22 protein-coding genes are annotated in these 19,587 nt (G+C 35.7%); 18 read left to right on the plus strand and 4 right to left on the minus strand.

The window, feature by feature from the left end; all coding sequences use genetic code 11:
• Positions 1-122: 122 nt before the first annotated feature.
• The 14 genes from KBP46_RS22615 (at position 123) to KBP46_RS22670 (ending at position 10,734) form a co-directional block, all read left to right on the plus strand.
• A complete protein-coding gene (locus tag KBP46_RS22615) occupies positions 123-626 on the plus strand; it encodes a GbsR/MarR family transcriptional regulator (RefSeq protein ID WP_034696386.1) in 504 nt (167 codons plus the stop codon).
• A 71-nt stretch (positions 627-697) separates the two neighbouring features.
• Entirely contained in the window at positions 698-1,135 is a 438-nt protein-coding gene (locus tag KBP46_RS22620) for a hypothetical protein (RefSeq protein ID WP_216444249.1), read from the plus strand.
• An 11-nt stretch (positions 1,136-1,146) separates the two neighbouring features.
• On the plus strand, positions 1,147-1,353 hold the full coding sequence (locus KBP46_RS22625) for a hypothetical protein (RefSeq protein WP_216444250.1): 207 nt from the start codon (positions 1,147-1,149) through the stop codon (positions 1,351-1,353).
• 77 nt (positions 1,354-1,430) lie between these two features.
• Complete coding sequence (locus tag KBP46_RS22630) at positions 1,431-2,375, plus strand: hypothetical protein (RefSeq protein ID WP_062672017.1); 945 nt, start codon at positions 1,431-1,433, stop codon at positions 2,373-2,375.
• The gene (locus KBP46_RS22635; protein ID WP_216444251.1) at positions 2,368-3,030 is read left to right on the plus strand and encodes a class I SAM-dependent methyltransferase; all 663 of its coding nucleotides are present in this window, start codon (positions 2,368-2,370) and stop codon (positions 3,028-3,030) included. The genes KBP46_RS22630 and KBP46_RS22635 overlap by 8 nt, the downstream gene beginning before the upstream one ends.
• A 132-nt stretch (positions 3,031-3,162) precedes the next feature.
• Positions 3,163-3,525 carry a hypothetical protein gene (locus KBP46_RS22640; protein WP_216444252.1) on the plus strand — a complete coding sequence of 121 codons (363 nt, stop codon included), beginning with the start codon at positions 3,163-3,165 and terminating at the stop codon, positions 3,523-3,525.
• On the plus strand, positions 3,522-4,334 hold the full coding sequence (locus tag KBP46_RS22645) for a DUF393 domain-containing protein (protein WP_216444253.1): 813 nt from the start codon (positions 3,522-3,524) through the stop codon (positions 4,332-4,334). Before KBP46_RS22640 ends, KBP46_RS22645 begins: the two co-directional genes overlap by 4 nt.
• 32 nt (positions 4,335-4,366) lie before the next feature.
• On the plus strand, positions 4,367-4,843 hold the full coding sequence (locus KBP46_RS22650) for an SRPBCC family protein (protein WP_123279642.1): 477 nt from the start codon (positions 4,367-4,369) through the stop codon (positions 4,841-4,843).
• 17 nt (positions 4,844-4,860) lie between these two features.
• Positions 4,861-5,565, plus strand: coding sequence for a YqjF family protein (locus KBP46_RS22655; protein WP_123279641.1), 705 nt, complete (start codon positions 4,861-4,863; stop codon positions 5,563-5,565).
• Between the two features lie 116 nt (positions 5,566-5,681).
• The gene (locus KBP46_RS22660; RefSeq protein ID WP_216444254.1) at positions 5,682-6,581 is read left to right on the plus strand and encodes a TIGR01777 family oxidoreductase; all 900 of its coding nucleotides are present in this window, start codon (positions 5,682-5,684) and stop codon (positions 6,579-6,581) included.
• Between the two features lie 50 nt (positions 6,582-6,631).
• On the plus strand, positions 6,632-7,309 hold the full coding sequence (locus tag KBP46_RS23955) for an alpha-L-fucosidase (RefSeq protein ID WP_253297115.1): 678 nt from the start codon (positions 6,632-6,634) through the stop codon (positions 7,307-7,309).
• A gap of 5 nt (positions 7,310-7,314) precedes the next feature.
• A complete protein-coding gene (locus KBP46_RS23960; protein WP_253297301.1) occupies positions 7,315-7,863 on the plus strand; it encodes an alpha-L-fucosidase in 549 nt (182 codons plus the stop codon).
• A 208-nt stretch (positions 7,864-8,071) separates the two neighbouring features.
• Complete coding sequence (locus tag KBP46_RS23970) at positions 8,072-8,347, plus strand: hypothetical protein (protein ID WP_253297117.1); 276 nt, start codon at positions 8,072-8,074, stop codon at positions 8,345-8,347.
• Between the two features lie 32 nt (positions 8,348-8,379).
• On the plus strand, positions 8,380-10,734 hold the full coding sequence (locus KBP46_RS22670; protein WP_253297118.1) for a beta-glucosidase: 2,355 nt from the start codon (positions 8,380-8,382) through the stop codon (positions 10,732-10,734).
• A 53-nt stretch (positions 10,735-10,787) separates the two neighbouring features.
• On the opposite strand, the gene KBP46_RS22675 is transcribed toward KBP46_RS22670, so the two are convergent.
• Together KBP46_RS22675 and KBP46_RS22680 are read right to left on the minus strand one after the other, a co-directional pair.
• Complete coding sequence (locus KBP46_RS22675; protein ID WP_062672003.1) at positions 10,788-11,675, minus strand: hypothetical protein; 888 nt, start codon at positions 11,673-11,675, stop codon at positions 10,788-10,790.
• A gap of 124 nt (positions 11,676-11,799) precedes the next feature.
• Positions 11,800-12,186, minus strand: coding sequence for a hypothetical protein (locus KBP46_RS22680; protein ID WP_216444255.1), 387 nt, complete (start codon positions 12,184-12,186; stop codon positions 11,800-11,802).
• A 188-nt stretch (positions 12,187-12,374) separates the two neighbouring features.
• Here KBP46_RS22680 and KBP46_RS23975 point away from each other — a divergent pair, with 188 nt between their 5' ends.
• Positions 12,375-12,533: a hypothetical protein gene (locus KBP46_RS23975; protein ID WP_253297119.1), complete on the plus strand. Its 159-nt coding sequence runs from the start codon at positions 12,375-12,377 to the stop codon at positions 12,531-12,533.
• Between the two features lie 332 nt (positions 12,534-12,865).
• Entirely contained in the window at positions 12,866-14,254 is a 1,389-nt protein-coding gene (lpdA, locus tag KBP46_RS22690) for a dihydrolipoyl dehydrogenase (RefSeq protein ID WP_047378183.1), read from the plus strand.
• A gap of 150 nt (positions 14,255-14,404) precedes the next feature.
• Here the strand turns inward: lpdA and chrA are convergent, their stop codons facing one another.
• Positions 14,405-15,529, minus strand: coding sequence for a chromate efflux transporter (gene chrA, locus KBP46_RS22695; RefSeq protein ID WP_216444256.1), 1,125 nt, complete (start codon positions 15,527-15,529; stop codon positions 14,405-14,407).
• A gap of 276 nt (positions 15,530-15,805) precedes the next feature.
• Between chrA and KBP46_RS22700 the strand changes: the two genes are divergently transcribed.
• Positions 15,806-16,606, plus strand: coding sequence for a patatin-like phospholipase family protein (locus KBP46_RS22700; RefSeq protein WP_120231744.1), 801 nt, complete (start codon positions 15,806-15,808; stop codon positions 16,604-16,606).
• Between the two features lie 135 nt (positions 16,607-16,741).
• Here KBP46_RS22700 and KBP46_RS22705 read toward each other — a convergent pair whose 3' ends face one another.
• Positions 16,742-17,179, minus strand: coding sequence for a hypothetical protein (locus tag KBP46_RS22705; protein WP_120231743.1), 438 nt, complete (start codon positions 17,177-17,179; stop codon positions 16,742-16,744).
• A gap of 442 nt (positions 17,180-17,621) precedes the next feature.
• Here KBP46_RS22705 and KBP46_RS22710 point away from each other — a divergent pair, with 442 nt between their 5' ends.
• A complete protein-coding gene (locus KBP46_RS22710; RefSeq protein WP_216444257.1) occupies positions 17,622-19,559 on the plus strand; it encodes an SPFH domain-containing protein in 1,938 nt (645 codons plus the stop codon).
• The last annotated feature ends 28 nt before the right edge of the window (positions 19,560-19,587 follow it).

Below are 19,587 nucleotides of genomic sequence, written 5' to 3' on the forward strand. Positions count from 1 at the left end.
TTGTGATAAGTTTGGAACCTTGACAAGGATCATAGAAAATCTTTCTAAAATTAATTTTCAATAATTATTGAAAATTCAAAAAATATAATTACATTTGTTACAGAAATTAAAAAGGAAACAAAATGCAACTTTCAGAAGCAAAAGAAAAATACATTCAGACCTGGGGAACCTTTGCTACCAATTGGGGAATCAACCGTACGATGGCACAGGTGCATGCATTGCTTCTGGCGAGCGGAAAACCTCTTTCTACGGATGAAGTTATGGAACAGCTGGAGATTTCAAGAGGAAATGCCAATATGAACCTTCGTGCTCTGATAGACTGGGGAATCGTGAAGAAAGAATTTGTAAAAGGCGACCGTAAAGAATATTTTGTAGCAGAAAAAGATGTATGGTATTTGTTCAAGCAAATTACCAAAGAAAGAAGAAAAAGAGAAATAGAGCCTGTCATTTCCTTTCTTGAAGAGTTAAAAAATATTGAGGATAAAGATTCAGAAGAAGCTCAGGAATTTATCAAGCTGATGAATGATTTCAGTTCTGTCACCGGAAAAATCAATAACATCATGGATCTGGCGATAAAAAGTGATGACCACTGGCTGGTAGGAAAAATTACCAATCTGTTGAAATAAATTTTCAAGAAATGAGAGGCCTTTTATTACTATGTCTTTTAACTCTGATGATGAGCTGTCAGAAAAATGTAATGGCAAATTTCGATATTCATATAGAAAACTCTGATAAATATGATAATGGGCGTCACGATTTGTACAAAATTGAAATCTATAAGGATGGGAAGATTTTCAAAATTCTAGAACCTGAAGGGTCTGCTCTTTTCTTAAATTCCAATATAAAATTTGACAGTTTAAAAGAAGGAAAGTATTCATTTGTTTATGAAAATCTTTTTGGAGAAACCATAAAAAAAGAAATAAAAGTTGATGAATCTAAAACATACAGAGTTAGTATTAATCCTGATTATTTATTAAAAAAAAATAAAAAAGCTGTTTTTGAAAATCTAAAAGACTCGGAAGCAAAATTGGTATTTCAATCAAGAGGATGTTTTCATCAGGGTAAAGATTCAATAATCATCATTAATAAGGGAAAGAATTACTTAATAAGGGAAAGAATTACTTTCTCCGCCTGAAAAATGGTAGTTTGAAAATTTTGGATAAAGAAGCATGGGCGTATTTGGTAAAAACGGAAAATATAATAAGAGAAATTCCTGAAGATGGAGAGTGTACCACAAGAGATGAATATATTTTCTATCATAAAGGAAAATCGGATACCATTAATGACACTACATGTAGATTTTCTACTTGGTATACGCTGAAAGACTATTTAAAAAAGAATAAGCTACAATAAAATAAATCTGGATGAAAATCCTTTTTTATTTCAAATTAATTTTCAAAAATTACTGAAAATATAAAACTTATAATATAATGAAGAATTTTTTTAAACGTTATCTCTATTTAAGTCTCTTTCTGACTGTTGTTTTAATTGTTGCCGTATGGTTTTTTCTGGTTGCCAAAGGTGAATATGGAGTGACACTGTTCTTCACCATTCCGGTTTCTATTGGATTTATCATTGGCTATGTAAAGTATTTTAAAAACATTGGATTAATAAACGTTTTAAAGACAATCTTAAAAATAGTCTTGGGATTAGTCATTTTCTCTCTTATTTTAATAGGAGCTGGCGTTGAAGGAGCTATTTGTATTATTATGGCTATTCCATTTATTGGCTTTGCGATGTTCGTGGGCTTCAATATTGGATTTATTATTGGAGTATTTGACGAAAAACGACATACCGGAAGTGTTATAGTATTTATTCTTTTTATCAATCCCGCATCTTATATTTTCGATACCTATACAAAACCCATTGAGGAAACTATTACAACAGAAATGATTGTGAATTCTTCCAATGAAAAAGTTTGGAAACTTTTAAATACACAAATCAATTTCAATACTCCTGATTTTATCCTGTTTGAAAAAGGAGTCAGTTATCCAAAGAATATAAAACTTGTTAATGAAAACGGAAAATTGGGCTATAGCTGTCAGACCAATAATGATGATTTACATCTTAGCATCAATGAATTTATTGAAAATAAGAAAGTGAAATTCTCCTTGGAAAATCAGACTGTTCCAATGAAAGAAGTAACACCTTATAAAGATATTGATGCAAAACATTTACATGATTATTTTATTGTAAAATATGGTGAAATTACTTTAGAAAAGCTATCAGAAAATAGAACAAAGATAATTGCAAAAACAAAATACAGTTACAAAATTGCCCCTACCTGGTATTGGAAAAAATGGTCCGGCTATATCATTGATAAAATGCAAAGCCATGTATTACAATCTATAAAAAAACAATCTGAAAATGAATGATCTGCAAGAATATTTTGACAATCTGCAACCCAGATATTATATTAATGAAATTGCATCTTTAGGGTTTACCAGACTGTTTAGGAAAATGGCTGTTCAAAAGGTGAAAAGCTACGGGAATAAAAGAGTTTTGGACTTGATGAGCGGGCAGGGAGAAAATTTAGAATTTATACAGGAACACAATGATAATACAGAAATTGTAGCACTGGATTTCTCATCAGCAATGCATATGAAACTGGCTTCAACATTCAAAAATAAATTGTCAATACAACAGATCCGGAATGATTTTTTCGAAAGCCAAATTCCTGACCATTCTATGGATATTATCCTTTGCTCTTACGGGACAAAGACGATAGAAGAAGACCAGAAGCCAATTTTTGCGGATAAACTATCAAATATCATTAATGAGAAAGGTGAAATTATCATTGTAGAATTTGTTAAACCCAAAATAAAGTGGAGATTCAATTGTGTGAAATGGTATATAGAGGTTCTTGTGACAAAGGTTTTTGGGAATGAATTTGGAAAATTGTTCCATTATATCAATAAAAATGAAAGCCTGGAAGATCTTAAAAATCAGTTTATCAAAAACGGACTCTCCATCATATCGCACAAAAGATATCTGGATCTGGTTGAAATTCTTCATGTGAAAAGAAACTAGTTTTTATTTGAACATATGTTTCAAAAATTACTGAAAATTTTAAATGAATAATAATTATGAAAAATTTAATCATTCACTTATTCCTGATTATTTATTTCAGAAGAAAAGGATCACTTTAAAACCATTGCTGCCATGAAAACATTTGTAAAATATGATTATTACATTCAGTTATTCTTTATAATAATTGGGCCTCAGGCTTTTATATTTGATGGTTTGTCTGGATTTGTTCTGTTTTATTTTATAGTAGGAATTCCTCAATTGGTAAGTTTCCTGATCAAACTGTTTTTCAAAACAAAAAAGTCAGCATTGTATATCGCGTATGGAATTGTAATAGTACCGATCTGGATTATTGTAACCATCTTGTTTATAGAGAAACACATCAATGATTTTTTTGGATATGTTTTAATGGCCGCTCTTTTATATAGCCCTGTGATGGCAGCGGCGTATGTTTATGACTGTTACACTACTTATGAACCTTATAAATCACAATTATGAAAACGCTCAAAAACCACACATTAATCTACGACGATGAATGTCCTATGTGTAATCTCTACTCCAAAGGTTTTACTAAATGCGGAATGCTGGATGAAGATGGAAGAGAAGCCTTTACAGAAATCACATTGAGAAATAAAACCCTGATCGATTTCAACCGGGCAAAGAATGAGATTGCATTGATAGATCATAACAGAAACGAAGTTGTATATGGATTAGACAGTCTGCTTCTCATCATTGGAAACTCTTTTCCATTGTTAGAGAAAATAGCAAGAATGAAGCCTTTGTATTGGTTTTTCAAAAAGTTGTATTCCTTAATTTCTTATAACCGGAAACAGATCATTCCTTCTCAAAAAGACTATACAGAACAATCCTGTGCTCCGGATTTTAACCTGAAATACAGAGTTGCATACATCAGTCTTGTTGTTATTTTTTCGGCATATATCTTAAGTGTATTTTCCGGTAAACTGAACTTGAATTTAGAGCGAAATTTCGTGAGAGAATTTGCCGTTTGTCTTGGCCAGATCCTTTGGCAGACTATCTTTTTAAAAACTTATCTCAAAGATAAAATCTGGGATTATCTCGGAAATATGATGACTGTTTCTTTAATCGGAACTTTACTGTTAATTCCTGCGCTGATGACCAGTTTTACTCCTGTTTTTTATATGATCTATTTTGGAATTGTAGTATTGATCATGTTTGTGGAACATATCAGGAGATGCAGAATTCTAAAGCTGAATTATCATCCCACCATTTCATGGATATTGTTTAGAATAACAGCATTAGTATTAATTATTCTGTCAACTATATAAATTAAAATGTAATCGCTAAAACCTATTAAAAAATGTCAACCATCTATTTAAACACAGTCATCAAAGCAGATATTTACTATGTTTTTGATCTGGCAAGAAATATTGATCTCCATCAGAAATCCACTTCTAAGTCTCATGAAAAAGCCATTGCAGGGCGTACTTCAGGATTGATTGAAAAAAATGAAACTGTAACCTGGCGTGCAAAACATCTTGGAATTTATCAAAATCTTACCACAAAAATTATCAGCATGGAAAAACCGTTTCAGTTTATTGATGTCATGCAGAAAGGAGCATTCAAATCTATGCGTCACCGACATATTTTTAAATCTGTAAACGGAAATACGTTGATGACAGATATTTTCGAATTTGAATCTCCGCTGGGCATTATTGGAAAACTGTTTAATGCTGTTTTCCTCAGAACGTATCTCAAAAACTTTCTGATCCGAAGAAATGAAATGATTAAAACTATTGCAGAATCTTCTGTCCGTGACGGAATTGCGATTTTTTAACCTAAAAAAACAGAGTTATGAACTTTTTAAAAGCAGAATGGCGAAAACTGGCCATCATCAATTACGAGATCAATCCTGAAATTTTGCAGCCCTATCTTCCAAAAGGAACAGAACTCGATTTTTATAAAAGCAAATGTTATGTAAGCCTGGTAGGATTCATGTTTTTAAATACCAGACTACTGGGACTGCCAATTCCCTTTCACCGGAATTTTGAAGAAGTGAATCTAAGATTTTATGTAAAGAAAAAAGAAAACGGAATCTGGAAAAGAGGAGTGGTGTTTATTAAAGAAATTGTCCCCAAACCTGCATTAAGCATGGTCGCCAATTCTATTTACAAAGAAAATTATCATACCATGCCCATGAAAAATCAGATGGAAAAAGGAGAGGATGAACTGCTGATCCGCTATTCATGGAAGGATAAAAACTGGCACTCCATTCAGATTATGGCTGAAAATGTAGCAAAACCTATGGAAGAAAATTCAGAATTTGAATTCATCACAGAACATTATTTTGGCTTTACCAAAAAAGAAAACACAACTTCTGAATATGAAGTCTGTCATCCGAAATGGGAATGGTATACTGTAAAAGAATATCAGTTAGAAGTAGATTTTCAAAAGATCTATGGAAATGATTTTGAATGCCTGAATCATCAGAAACCTCTTTCTGTAATGCTTGCCGAAGGTTCAGAAATTCAGGTCAAAACCAAAAAATACATTCATTAAAAAGTACAAGAGTAAAGAACATCTTTCTCTCTCCAGGATCATCTGTGCCAATCAGTGAAATCTGTGGGCAAACCATAAACCTTAAACTTTGAACCCAAAACATTAAATCTCAAACCATGAAAATAATCATAGCCGGAGGCTCCGGATTTCTCGGCGAAAACTTAGAAAAATACTTTACAGAAAAAGCAAATCAGGTTTACATCCTTACCCGCAATCCTCAACGTAAAAACGAAATCTATTGGGATGCTCAAACACTAGGTGAATGGAAAACCAGCCTTGAAAGCGCAGATGTTCTCGTCAACCTTACAGGGAAATCTGTGGATTGCCGCTATCATGAGAAAAATAAACAGGAGATCTATTCTTCAAGAATCAACAGCACAGGAATATTACAGAAAGCGGTGGATGAATGTTCTGAAAAGCCAAAAATATGGCTGAATGCCAGTTCTGCAACCATTTACGTTCATTCTGAAAAGCACCTCAATACAGAAGAAAACGGAATTGTAGGAGATGATTTTTCCATGAATATATGCAAAAGCTGGGAGAACGAATTTTTTGCAGTTAAAAATGAAGAAATACGGAAAGTTGCTCTCCGAACTTCTATTGTTCTGGGAAATACTGGCGGTGCTTTTCCCAAACTGAAAATGATTACAAAACTGGGTTTAGGAGGAAAACAGGGAGGGGGAAATCAGATGGTAAGTTGGATTCATGTTGATGATTTCTGTAGAGCCGTAAACTGTATTATTCAGAATGTGAATCTTTCGGGAACAGTAAATATAACCGCTCCGAACCCTCTTTCCAATCAAAGCATGATGAGAAAACTGAGAAATAAAATAAGAATTCCTTTTGGACTTAATGCTCCTGTATGGCAGCTCGAAATAGCCTCCATATTCCTGAATACAGAAACGGAATTATTATTAAAAAGCAGAAACGTCTATCCGGAAAAACTTATAAAAAACGGATTTAAGTTTTCATATTCTACATTTGATGAAGCGATTCTTAATCTCCTGGAATCCTAATGTTTGTGGGTTTCCCAAAGGATAATTAAATTAGCGGAAAACTATTCCATATGCTGGTTATATCCAAAATAAAACCCTTTTTTCTTTCATCCTTTTTAATAAGTTCAATCGCTTTTTCACAAGCTCATAATGTATCAGAAGGTTATCAGAAGCCTACAGACCCGTTGGTTGTCCAGAATCTGGAGCAGTGGCAGGATATGAAATTCGGGCTGTTTATGCATTGGGGAACCTACAGCCAGTGGGGAATCGTTGAAAGTTGGAGCTTATGCCCGGAAGATGAATCATGGACACAGAGAAAACCTGAACACGGGAAATCTTACTACGAATATGTGAAGAATTATGAAAATCTTCAGACAACTTTTAATCCAACCCAGTTCAATCCTCAGAAATGGGCAGATGCAGTAAAAAAGGCCGGAATGAAATATGTGGTTTTTACCACCAAGCATCATGATGGTTTTGCCATGTTTGATACCCGTCAGTCAGATTATAAAATCACTTCTCCTAAAACCCCTTTTTCAAAAAATCCAAAATCTGATGTGACGAGAGAAATTTTCAATACCTTCAGAAAAGAAGGATTTAAAATAGGAGCTTATTTTTCAAAACCAGACTGGCATTCCGATGATTATTGGTGGTCCTATTTTCCACCCAAAGACAGAAATGTCAACTATGATCCAAAAAATATCCGGAAAGATGGGAGAGTTTTAAAAAATTCACCTTCAATCAGCTGAACGAAATTACTTCCAATTATGGGAAAGTTGATATTCTCTGGCTGGATGGAGGCTGGGTACGTCCTTTTCATACCATAGATCCAAAAGTAGAATGGCAGCGCACGATCAAAGTAGAGCAGGACATCAATATGGACAAAATAGGCACGATGGCTAGAAAAAATCAGCCGGGAATCATCATTGTAGACCGCACCGTTCCGGGAAAATGGGAAAACTATGTTACTCCTGAGCAGGCAGTTCCGGAACATGCTCTTTCCATTCCCTGGGAAAGCTGCATCACCATGGGAGATTCCTTTTCTTATGTTCCCAATGACAACTATAAGACCTCCCAGAAGATCATTGAAACATTGGTGAAAATCATTTCAAAAGGTGGAAATTACCTTATGAATATTGCACCAGGACCTAACGGAGATTACGATCCCATTGTATATGAAAGGTTACAGCAAATTTCAGGCTGGATGGATAAAAATCATTCTGCGGTTTTTGCAACAAGAAGCATTGCGCCTTATCACGACGAAAATTTTATTATACACAAAGCAAAGATGGAAAAACATTGAATATTTTTCACTTGGATGACAAAACAAATTATGAGTCTCCATCAACATTAAGGTTTACCATTCCTGATCATTTTAAACCGAAATCTTTGAAAGTTTTAGGCTTATCAAACAAAATTCAATGGAAAAAATCAGGGAATTCAATTGAAATTAACTTGCCGAAAGAAAGAACTCAATTAAAATATTCAACTGTAATTCAAATCGTTCAATAATGAGATGTATTTGTTTTAAACTTGCCGGAGCCGCATTATTGTTGAATGTTGTGATTACTTTTGCTCAAAAACCTTTGTATAAAGATCCCAAGCAGCCCATTGAAAACAGAATTCAGGATCTGTTGAAGAGAATGACCCCAGAAGAAAAATTCTGGCAGTGTTTTATGATTCCCGGAGATTTGGATAACGTCCCGAAAGGACAATATTCACATGGAATTTTTGGACTTCAGGTGAGCGCAGGAAATCAGGGGGCGGAGCAGCAGGACAACTGCTAAAATACAATGCCAGCGAAGATGCAGAGAAATTGGTGAGAAAGATCAATGCCATTCAAAAATATTTCGTTGAAGAATCAAGATTGGGAATTCCCATCATTCCTTTTGATGAAGCCTTACACGGATTGGTTCGGGAAGGTGCTACCGCTTTTCCGCAGGCAATAGGTCTGGCAGCTACTTTTAATCCGGAATTAATGACCAATGTTTCAACAGCCATTGCAAGAGAATCAAAATTGAGAGGAATCCGCCAGATTCTGACCCCTGTAGTAAACCTTGCCAGCGATGTGAGATGGGGAAGAACAGAAGAGACCTATGGTGAAGATCCATTTTTGACCTCCGTAATAGGAGCCAGCTTTGTCAATTCATTTGAGAATATGGGAATTATTACCACACCTAAACACTTTTTAGCGAATGTAGGAGAAGGAGGAAGAGATTCTTACCCTATTCATTGGAGCAAAAGATATCTGGAAGAAACCCATTTAATTCCTTTTCACAATACTTTTACAAAAGGAAAAAGCCGTTCTGTGATGACTTCTTATAATTTGCTTGATGGAAAACCTTCAACCGCCAATCATTGGTTATTGACTGAAAAACTAAAAAAAGACTGGAATTTCAAAGGATTTGTTATCAGTGATGCAAGTGCGGTAGGAGGAGCCAATGTTCTCCATTTTACAGCAAAAGATTATGATGATGCTTCTGCACAGGCTATCAATGCCGGGCTTGATGTGATTTTTCAGACGGAATATAAACATTATCAACTGTTTATTCCTCCTTTTTTGGATGGAAGAATCTCAAAAGAAAGAATTGATGATGCTGTTTCACGAGTATTAAGAGCGAAATTTGAACTTGGATTATTTGAAAACCCCTATGTTTCTGTTAAGGAAACTGAAGAATTAAAAAAACTCAATCACAAACCTTTGGCAGAAAAAGCAGCTGCAGAGTCTTTTGTTTTGCTTCAGAATAATAATCATACGCTTCCTATTCCTGGAAATGTTAAAAAAATTCTTGTAGTGGGAACAGATGCTGTGGATGCAAGATTAGGAGGGTATTCAGGGCCTGGAAACAAAAAAGTAAATATCCTGGATGGTCTTAAAAGTTATGTGAAAAATACAGACCTTGAAGTTATATATTCGAAGGGAATTGATTGGAATGTAAAAGACTTTACCTCTATTTCAAATGAATATTTATCCTCCGAAAACAAAAAAGGATTAAAAGGAAGCTATTTTTCCAATACGGATTTAAAAGGCAATCCGGTCTTTGAAAAGCAGGATGAACAGTTCAATTTTAAATGGACTTTGTATTCTCCTGATCCGGAAAAATTGCAGCCGGATAATTATAGTATCCGGTGGACCGGAAAACTGGAAGCTCCCAATTCCGGAAAATATCAGATAGGCTTACGTGGAAATGACGGCTTCAGATTATACCTGGATGGGAAATTGGTGATTGATCAATGGGAAAAGCTGAGCTATTCTACAAAAACAGTGGATGTAGATTTTATAAAAGGGAAAAAATATGATATTAAGATTGAATTTCATGAAAATCGTGGCGAAGCCAATTTAGAATTGATCTGGAACTATAGTTTATATGATTATCAGAAAGATTTTAAGGAAGCTTTAGATCTTGCCCAAAAAGCAGACTATATTCTTGTTACGGCTGGAATTCATGAAGGTGAATTTCAGGACCGATCATCATTAAGTTTGCCTGGAAATCAGGAAGCGTTTATTCATGAGGTTTCAAAACTGAAGAAACCTGTAACAGTTCTTCTGGTAGGCGGCTCTGCCATAAAAACAACAGCGTGGAAAGATAAAGTAGGAGCCATCTTAGACATTTGGTATCCGGGAGAAGAAGGCGGAAATGCGGTAGCAAAAACGCTTTTCGGAGCTGAAAATCCATCCGGAAAACTACCGGTCACTTTTCCGGTTCAGGAAGGGCAGTTACCTTTAACTTACAATCACCATCCAACAGGAAGAGGAAATGATTATTATGATCTGAGTGGAGAACCACTATATCCGTTTGGCTTCGGACTCAGTTATACCTCTTTTGAAATTTCTGACCTGCAATTGAGCAAAGCCCAATATTCAGAAAATGACACTGTGATTGCTAAAGTCAAAGTACAAAATACAGGTTCAAAAGCTGGGAGTGAAGTCGTTCAGCTATATGTAAGAGATGTATTGGCTTCAGTGTCAAGACCAATTATTGAGCTCAAAGGCTTTCAGAAAGTCGAATTACAACCGGGAGAATCAAAAACGGTCACTATAGAAGTTCCGGTAAAACAACTACAGTTTTTAAATGAAAACATGGACTGGACTGTAGAAAAGGGAACGTACAGAATTATGATCGGTAATTCATCGAAGAACCTTCCTTTAAAACAAAATATTGAAGTTTTATAACCATAAAAAAGAGCAGAAAAGTCTGCTCTTTTTACATATTATATTGAAGATATTTAATACTTTCTTGCCAGCAGCACGTTCAGTAGGAATGTTCCTGCCCAGTTACTGTTATTGGTCGTGGCACCATTTGTACCGATAAAGTCTACACGGGCAACAGATACAGTAAGCCTGGTTCTACCACCTGTACCATTATTGGCCAGACTTACAAAAGATGCTGTAAACACATCCGGGAAACTTGAGTTGTTTCCTGCAGTAAGAATAGGATACATATTGGTAACATTGAAAGGAGTTCCCTGATATTCATAAACAAGGGTCATTCTGCTGGCATTGGAGTAGGAAGCAGTTTGGGCTCTGTCCACAGATGTTTTACTCACGATCCACCATCTGTCTGTTGCAGTACCTGAATCGTAACCTGCATTAGCGTGATTGGTCCAGTCAGCAAGAGCCGCCGTTCCAAGGGCATGAGGAGGAATGAAAAGCTGTGTACCGTAAATCTCTACATTGCTTGGTTTAGGCAGAACTGTGAAAGACAGGTCCCATGTTCCTCCGGAAGTATTGCTGTTGTTTACTACCTCAGCATATGCTCCTGTAGGAATTACAAAAGATGCCACCGGTGTGTTGTCTATTCTTAAGGTATTTCCACTGGAAGCCTGCAGTGTAATAGCATTTGCTGAAATGTTCTTGATCTTATAAATTCTTCCTGTAAAACTGGTGGTCCCTGTTCCTATGACGGGAAGAGTAAACGTGGCATCCGCAGTTCCATTATAAGTAATATAATGATCAGTAGCCAGAATATTATACGTTGTAGCAGTAATCTGAGTGTAACCAGCCCTTAAAGAACCGTTTACGGCAAGCGTACTGTTAGGTGTTGTTGTATTAATACCTACTTGTGCGGTTAAGGGAACAGCAGCCAATAAAAAAATCGAAATGTATTTTTTCATATTGTATAATTTAATTAAGACAAAAATATAAAAAAAGTAGCTAAAAATCACTCAGAAATGAATATTTAAGATGATTTTAATAAAAATCACTCGTTGGTGATAGGAGTTATTCTTTGAAAATTAATTAAATCAATCTGCAAGGGACTTCCAAGTCTTCAGTAAGATAATAGCTGGAACACAGGCGATGATAACCATCCGCAATGATCAGCTCATTTTGCCCTCTGACAAGCAATATCGGGGAAAGTTTTTTGTTTTTCTCTACTTTTTTAAGGTTTTCTTTCACATGAATATTGGTTTCCGGTAACAAGGTAAGTTTACTGGCTCTTAAAATGTCTTTCGACTTCTTTATAATAGTAGGAGCAGCCTTTAATTTTTCAACCATTTTTTCAACTTCATCAGGTTGAAAAAGCAATTCCAGATAGTCCTGAGCTGCCGGAAAATCATGATCTTCCGGTTCTTTCAGCCAGATATTGTCTCTGGTAAGATGAGTTTTTTTGGGAAAACTCTTCATAAGTGCTTATTTAAAAGATGAATAAATGTATGAAAAATAGATCGTCCTTTAATAAATAACCATGAATACATTCCCCTTTTTATTTCTTATGAAAATCTTGGTATGATATATGCAAGATTTATCATGAACCGGAATGAATTTCATTAATAATATTGAATTAATTGAAATCATTCAAAAATATGAGCATTATGAAAAAGTTATTAATTTCAACAGTACTGTTATTAGGTTTATCCATGAGTGTTTCTGCACAGAAACATCCACCAGTTCCCCCACATCCTTCAAAAAGCGAGTTGGAGAATATTAAAATGCAGGAGCTTACTAAAAATACAATCTTGAGAAAAAGCTGATCCTTAATCATCCGCTTGCTACCAAACAGATGAAGAGAGACCAGATGAAAGCCTTAAATCAAAGATATGCGACTGAAAAGCGATTACTTAGACAGGCGAAATAATACAGAATTTTTACAGTTATTAAAATAAAAAAAGCTGTTTTTTATATTTTGGAATTTAAGAAGTTTTCAATGTAAAGGAAAATTTATTGAAAGAGAATGCGTTTTGTGTTCTCTTTCTTTATTTGGAATTGAATAAAAATGGCTTTATTGATGCATTTTAAGATCGGTCTGAAGAAACATGAAACATCCAATATTTTTCCTTAAATTCGCATAAAAATTTTTAAAGTAATGAATTACGATATTATTGTCATTGGAAGTGGTCCTGGTGGATATGTTACTGCGATCAGAGCAGCGCAATTAGGTTTCAAAACCGCAATTATCGAGAAAGAAAATTTAGGAGGAATTTGCCTTAACTGGGGATGTATTCCAACTAAAGCTTTATTGAAATCTGCTCAGGTTTTTCATTATATCAACCATGCTGAAGATTATGGTTTGAATAAAGTGGAGGCAAGCTTTGAATTCCCGAATGTAATTCAGAGAAGCCGTGGTGTTGCCAGCAAAATGAGCAAAGGAATCGAATTCTTGATGAAAAAGAATAAGATTGACGTAATTCTTGGTACTGCAAAAGTACAGAAAGGTAAAAAAGTTTCTGTTACAGATAAAGAAGGAAAAGTAACTGAATATACAGGTACTCACATTATTATCGCTACAGGAGCTCGTTCAAGAGAATTACCAAACTTACCGCAGGATGGTAAAAAAGTAATCGGATACAGACAGGCATTATCTCTTCCTGAGCAGCCGAAATCTATGATCGTTGTAGGTTCTGGAGCTATCGGGGTAGAATTTGCAGATTTCTATAACACAATGGGAACTAAAGTAACTGTTGTTGAATTCATGCCAAACATCGTCCCTGTAGAAGACGAAGAAATCTCTAAACACTTAGAGAAATCTCTTAAAAAGACAGGAATCGAGATCATGACAAACGCTTCTGTAGAAAGTGTTGATACAAGCGGAGAAGGAGTAAAAGCTACAGTGAAAACAGCTAACGGAAACATTACCCTTGAAGCTGATATTTTATTATCTGCTGTAGGTATTGCTGCTAATATCGAGAACATCGGATTAGAGGAAGTAGGAATCCAGACAGACAAAGGAAGAGTATTGGTAAACGAATGGTATGAAACTTCAGTACCTGGTTACTATGCGATCGGTGATATCATCCCAACTCAGGCATTGGCTCACGTGGCTTCTGCAGAAGGAATTACTTGTGTTGAGAAAATCAAAGGAATGCACGTTGAGAAAATCGACTATGGCAATATCCCTGGATGTACTTACTGCCACCCTGAAGTAGCATCTGTAGGTCTTACTGAAAAGCAGGCTAAAGAAAAAGGATACGAAATCAAAGTAGGTAAATTCCCTCTTTCTGCAAGTGGTAAAGCTACTGCAAACGGAAACACAGACGGATTTATCAAAGTGATTTTTGATGCTAAATATGGTGAGTGGTTAGGATGCCACATGATCGGTGAAGGAGTAACTGATATGGTTGCTGAAGCTGTTGTAGCCAGAAAACTAGAGACTACAGGTCACGAGATCATCAAGTCTATCCACCCGCATCCAACAGTTTCTGAAGCGATTATGGAAGCTGCTGCTGCTGCTTATGGTGAGGTAATTCACATTTAATATAGTATTGGCTGTCATCGATTGACATCAATTAAATAATAAGGAGACCGGAGAAACAATAGTTTTTCCGGTTTTTTAGTAATTATAATTATCCCTGCGCATGTATTGAGGTGGTTTTTTTATGGAAAATGTTTACTGTTTATTCCATATTCACGTCAGAAAATATAACAAATAACCCAGTAACGCTCCTCCAATAACTACAAAAGCACTATTTATTTTTTTTAATCCGAATACAACAGCTATACTTATACAGGCGATAAGGATTGTTTTCCAGTCGGTAATGCTGTCAATTCCCATCGTGATGCATACAGACAGAATGAGAGCTACAGAAGCCACATTTACACCGTTAAGAAAAGAAGAAAATGTTGCAGAATTTCTCATTTTATTTACGAAAGGACCAGATAAAGCAACAAATATAAAAGAAGGAAGGAATATGGCTAAAGTAGATACCAAAGCCCCCGAAAGTCCATTGATCTGATATCCGATAAATGTCACCGAAGAAAACACAGGCCCCGGAGTAAACTGGCCTACGGCGACTGCATCTATAAGTTCCTGACGGGTAATAATCCCTCTTGAAACAAGCTCTGTATCCAGAAAGGCGAATAAAACATATCCGCTTCCGTATAATATGGCTCCGATTTTCAGAAAGATCCAGAATAATTTTAAATTAAGCAGAGAAGAAGCATCGGATAGTAAAAACTGAAGTGGGCTAATAAAAATAAAATTGTTCAGTTTTTTATTTCTTTGATACTCTATTATCAATATTAAAAGTCCGGCTCCGAACATTAATACTATCTCATTGATTTTAAAAAAAGAACATAGGAGAACAATTCCTCCCACAGCTGCTAATGGGAAAGTTTTTACTGATTTTTTTGCCAATGGGAAGGCAGCACCTATTATAATCGCTATAATGGCAGGTTTTATTCCATAAATAAAAGGAGAAACTTCAGGAAGTTGGCCATATTCTTTGTATAGCCATGCAAAAATACCGGTAATAATAACCGCAGGAAATATAAAACAAAGCCCGGCAACTATAAGTCCTTTCCAGCCTGCTCTTTCACGTCCTACATGTATTGCCATTTCAGTACTGTTAGGACCAGGAATAAGATTGGTAGCTCCAATAAGATCCAGAAATTCCTGATCTGTCAGCCACTTCTTTTCAGCTACCACTTCTTTTTGCATCATTGCAATATGGGCTGCAGGGCCTCCAAATCCAATGATTCCCAGCTTCAGAAATAATTTGGCAAGGTCTTTTAAGTCATTATTATTGTTCACTTTAAATGATTTGTTTTACAAGGCTCATTCTTAAAAATTGATTTGATAAAAGTAAAAAACTACAGTATATATTTTAATATCTGAATGATCATTTTTACATTAATTTGAAAAGTATGGGTTTTAATAGCAGATAGAAGGACATGCTGCTTAAGGAGTTAGAATTATTTTGATTGAATTTTGATGTGATTATAATGATTTTTCTTAAAATAATTTTAAAATCAGCATATTTATAAAAATTAACTTAATTATTTCAGCCTGTTTTCTTACATTTATTCAATGAATTTTGAGAGAGTAGGACTTGTTTTATCAGGAGGCGGTACCAAAGGAATCGCTCATGCAGGAGTATTAAAATTCTTACAGGAAAAAAGAATTGAAGTCGATATCCTTTCCTGCTGTAGCGCAGGTTCTATTGTAGGATGTCTGCACGCTATAGGAAAAACTCCGGAAGAAATCCTGGAATTTTTCAATTCCGTCTATTTTTTCAACTGGAAGCACTTTACCTTCAATCAGCCGGGCTTGGTTTCTTCAGTGATCTTCAGAAACTATCTGAAACCTATTTTCCATGATATGAAATTGGGAGATCTTGATATCGAGGTGAAAATTGTAGCCACAGAGCTTGTCGCCGGAACTCAGAAGATTTTTGATAAAGACTTTGAGATTGTTGATGCCATTATTGCTTCATGCTCTATTCCGGGAATTACCACTCCTTATATCATCGGTGATGAAATGTATTGTGATGGAGGAGTACTGAATAACTTTCCGGCAGATATCATCAGAGAAGACTGTGATAAGCTGATCGGTGTATTTGTATCTCCACCCAATGAAGCAAAGATTAAGGATCTAAACTCTATTAAAGCTATTGTTTCCCGCTCTTACGACCTTCTGTCCTACAGGATCGAAAAAATAAAATTTGATTACTGCGACTGGTTCATTTCTTCCCAAAAATTATCTTCCTACGGAACTTTCGAACGGAGAAAAGACAGACTGGAAGAGATTTTCAATATCGGTTACAAAGCAGCAAAAGAAAGCTATGAAGAAAGTACTTTTTTCACAGAATTAAAACAATCCGGAACATAAAAAAATCCTGCATTAATCAATACAGGACTTTTATTTTATAAGAAAGGAAAACAATCTTGGGTTCTAAAAGAGAAGTTATAGGCAGACTATAACAACTTTTCAGCCTCATTCTTTCAGCTTCCCTCTTTTATAATTCTAATTTTTCACGACATATCCGTCCTGGCGAACGATTTCACGGTCATCCGCATCATTTACAACTAATGTATAAGGTGCTTTTTTCGGAGAATCTGTAAGATAATTTCTCCAGATCTGATAACTGTGCCCCTCATTATTGAAGTTGATATAATAGTTGCCTCCTGTACCATCAGGAATCAACTCTCCGTCACTGATGATCATGCTTGGTTTTGCCGTAATCTTTGCGTTGGCATTCCACGACTGGTAAAGGTACTTGCCATTCGGTTGTTTGTCGATTCTGATCTTGAACTTTTTGGTTTTAATAATAACAGTTTTCGGTACCTGCTGAAGGGCAGAAGAAGTTATAAAACCGTCTGTCTTCGGAGCGGGAACTTCTTTAGCATGAACAAAAGAAAACTGAGCTAAGCAGAAAGTCCCTAATAAAATATGCTTTATCATATTGAGTGGTTATTGGTTAACATTTCAGACTCTATCAAATATAGAGCCAATTTTCATTAAATAGGCCGGGTATCGTTCTGAAAAAGAAGTTCTTAGGACTTTTATTTATGGGTTCTTGAAAATAATATTGTTGATTTTCAGTTGATTACTATTTTGTTGGCGAAATAGTATCAAATTCTGAAACAACTGAATACTTTTCTTATGTACATTTGTATCATCAAAGGATCTCGTTCCTTTATTATCAAAATGAAACTAATTAACTTTAAGTTTTTTCTATTAAAAGTATCAGAAATCATCTTCACGATTTTTAATACATCTCCTCCTGTAATTTCTTAATTTTTTCGAAAGAATTATCACATAATTCGTACTCTGTTTTTTCGTATTCTGAAGAATCAGAGCGCAATCCCCGTTTTAAAATTTAACTAAAAAACAAAAACAAACTATGGAATTAGGTTTTCATGGCTGGATGATTCCGGCCGTAATGGCGCTTTTGTGCGTACTTTTTTACAAATTCATTTTAAGAATTTTCTTTGGATTGATTATTGTTCCCCAGGACAAAATCGGTTTGGTGACCAAAAAATTTGTGTTGGTAGGAAAACAGGAACTTCCGGAAGGCAGAATTATTGCCACCAACGGAGAAGCAGGTTTTCAGGCTCAAACATTGGCTCCGGGAGTATATTTTGGAAAATGGATCTGGCAGTATTCTATCGATTTTCAATCTTTTACAGTGATTCCGACGGGTAAAATAGGGTTACTGCTGGCAAAAGACGGTATAGAACTGGAAACGGGAAGGATCTTAGCCAGAAAAGTAGACTGCGATTCTTTTCAGGATGCTGAAGCCTTTTTAAAAAACGGAGGAAGAAAAGGCCGCCAGACTGCGATTATTGCACCGGGATCATACAGGATCAATACATTATTATTTGAAGTAGAATTAACGGAGATGACTCAAATTCCTGACAATGCGGTGGGAATTATCACAACAATGGAAGGAAGTCCTTTAGAAGAAGGTCAGATTGCCGGTAAAATTATCAATGATCATAATAAGTTCCAGGATGTAGACACTTTTTTAAGTAACGGAGGATATAAAGGCCTTCAGGAGCAGGTAATCCTGGCTGGTTCCTATTTTCTGAATCCCTGGTTTACAAAAGTTGAAATGGTAAAAATGACGGAAATTCCGATCGGTCATGTCGGAGTAATCATCAGCTATGTAGGTGAAGAAGGAAAAGACCTCAGCGGAGTCGATTTTAAACATGGAAATATCGTAGAGAAAGGCTATAAAGGTGTATGGGCAGAACCCATTGGTCCGGGAAAATATCCTATTAATCCTTATATTATGAAGGTTGAGCTTGTTCCTACCACCAACTTAGTTTTGAACTGGGCTTATGAAAGAAGCGAATCTCATCAACTTGATAAAAATCTTTCAACGATTACCGTTCGAAGTAAAGACGGTTTCCCTTTTAATCTTGATGTTTCCCAGATCATTCATATTCCAACTTATGAAGCTCCAAAAGTAATTGCCCGTTTCGGGAATATGATCAATCTTGTAAGTCAGGTTTTAGAGCCTACGATTGGGAATTATTTCAGAAACTCAGCGCAGGACAGTGATGTGATTGCATTTTTAGGGACACGAAAAGAAAGACAACAGTCGGCAAAAGACCACATCAGCAGTGTTTTGGAACAATATAACGTGAATGCTGTTGATACTTTGATTGGAGCTATTGTTCCACCGGAAAGTTTAATGAAAACTCTAACAGACAGAAAACTGGCGGAAGAGCAGAAAATAACTTATGAAACTGAAATGCTGGCTCAGGAAAGCCGTCAGGCGCTGGAAAAAGAAACGGCTGTTGCGGATATGCAGAAAGAAATTGTAAAAGCAGATCAGGGGGTTGTGATTGCAGAAAGGATTGCAGATGCATCGGTGAAAAAAGCAACCGGAGACGCCAATTCTGTAAGACTGCAGGCAAACGCGGAAGGAGACCGATTGAAACTGCTGGCAACCGGAGAAGCTGAGAAAACTAGACTTCTCGCAAAAGCCGAAGCAGAAAAAATAGAGTTGCTGGCCAAAGCAAGTGCTGAGCAGATTTCGTTGACCGGTAATGCTGAAGCAGAAAAAATTCTGGCTATCGGTAAATCTAATGCAGAATCTTACAAACTGTCTGTGGAAGCAATGGGCGGCAATAATTTTACCCAATTAAAAATCATGGAAAATATAGCGAATCAGAATGTAAGAATAATGCCTGAAGTGTTAATCGGAGGAAGCGGAGATTCTGCGAATGGAGGAATCAGCGGGCTTTTAGGACTTCAGCTGTTGGAACAGGTTCAGAAGAAAAATGGAGAGACTGTTTCTACTTCTGAAGAAAAGCCTGATAACAATTCTTAACTCAATTGATAAATAATTTAAACTTAAC

The sequence above is a fragment of the Chryseobacterium sp. PCH239 genome (genome assembly GCF_018924625.1).
Lineage (GTDB): Bacteria > Bacteroidota > Bacteroidia > Flavobacteriales > Weeksellaceae > Chryseobacterium > Chryseobacterium cucumeris.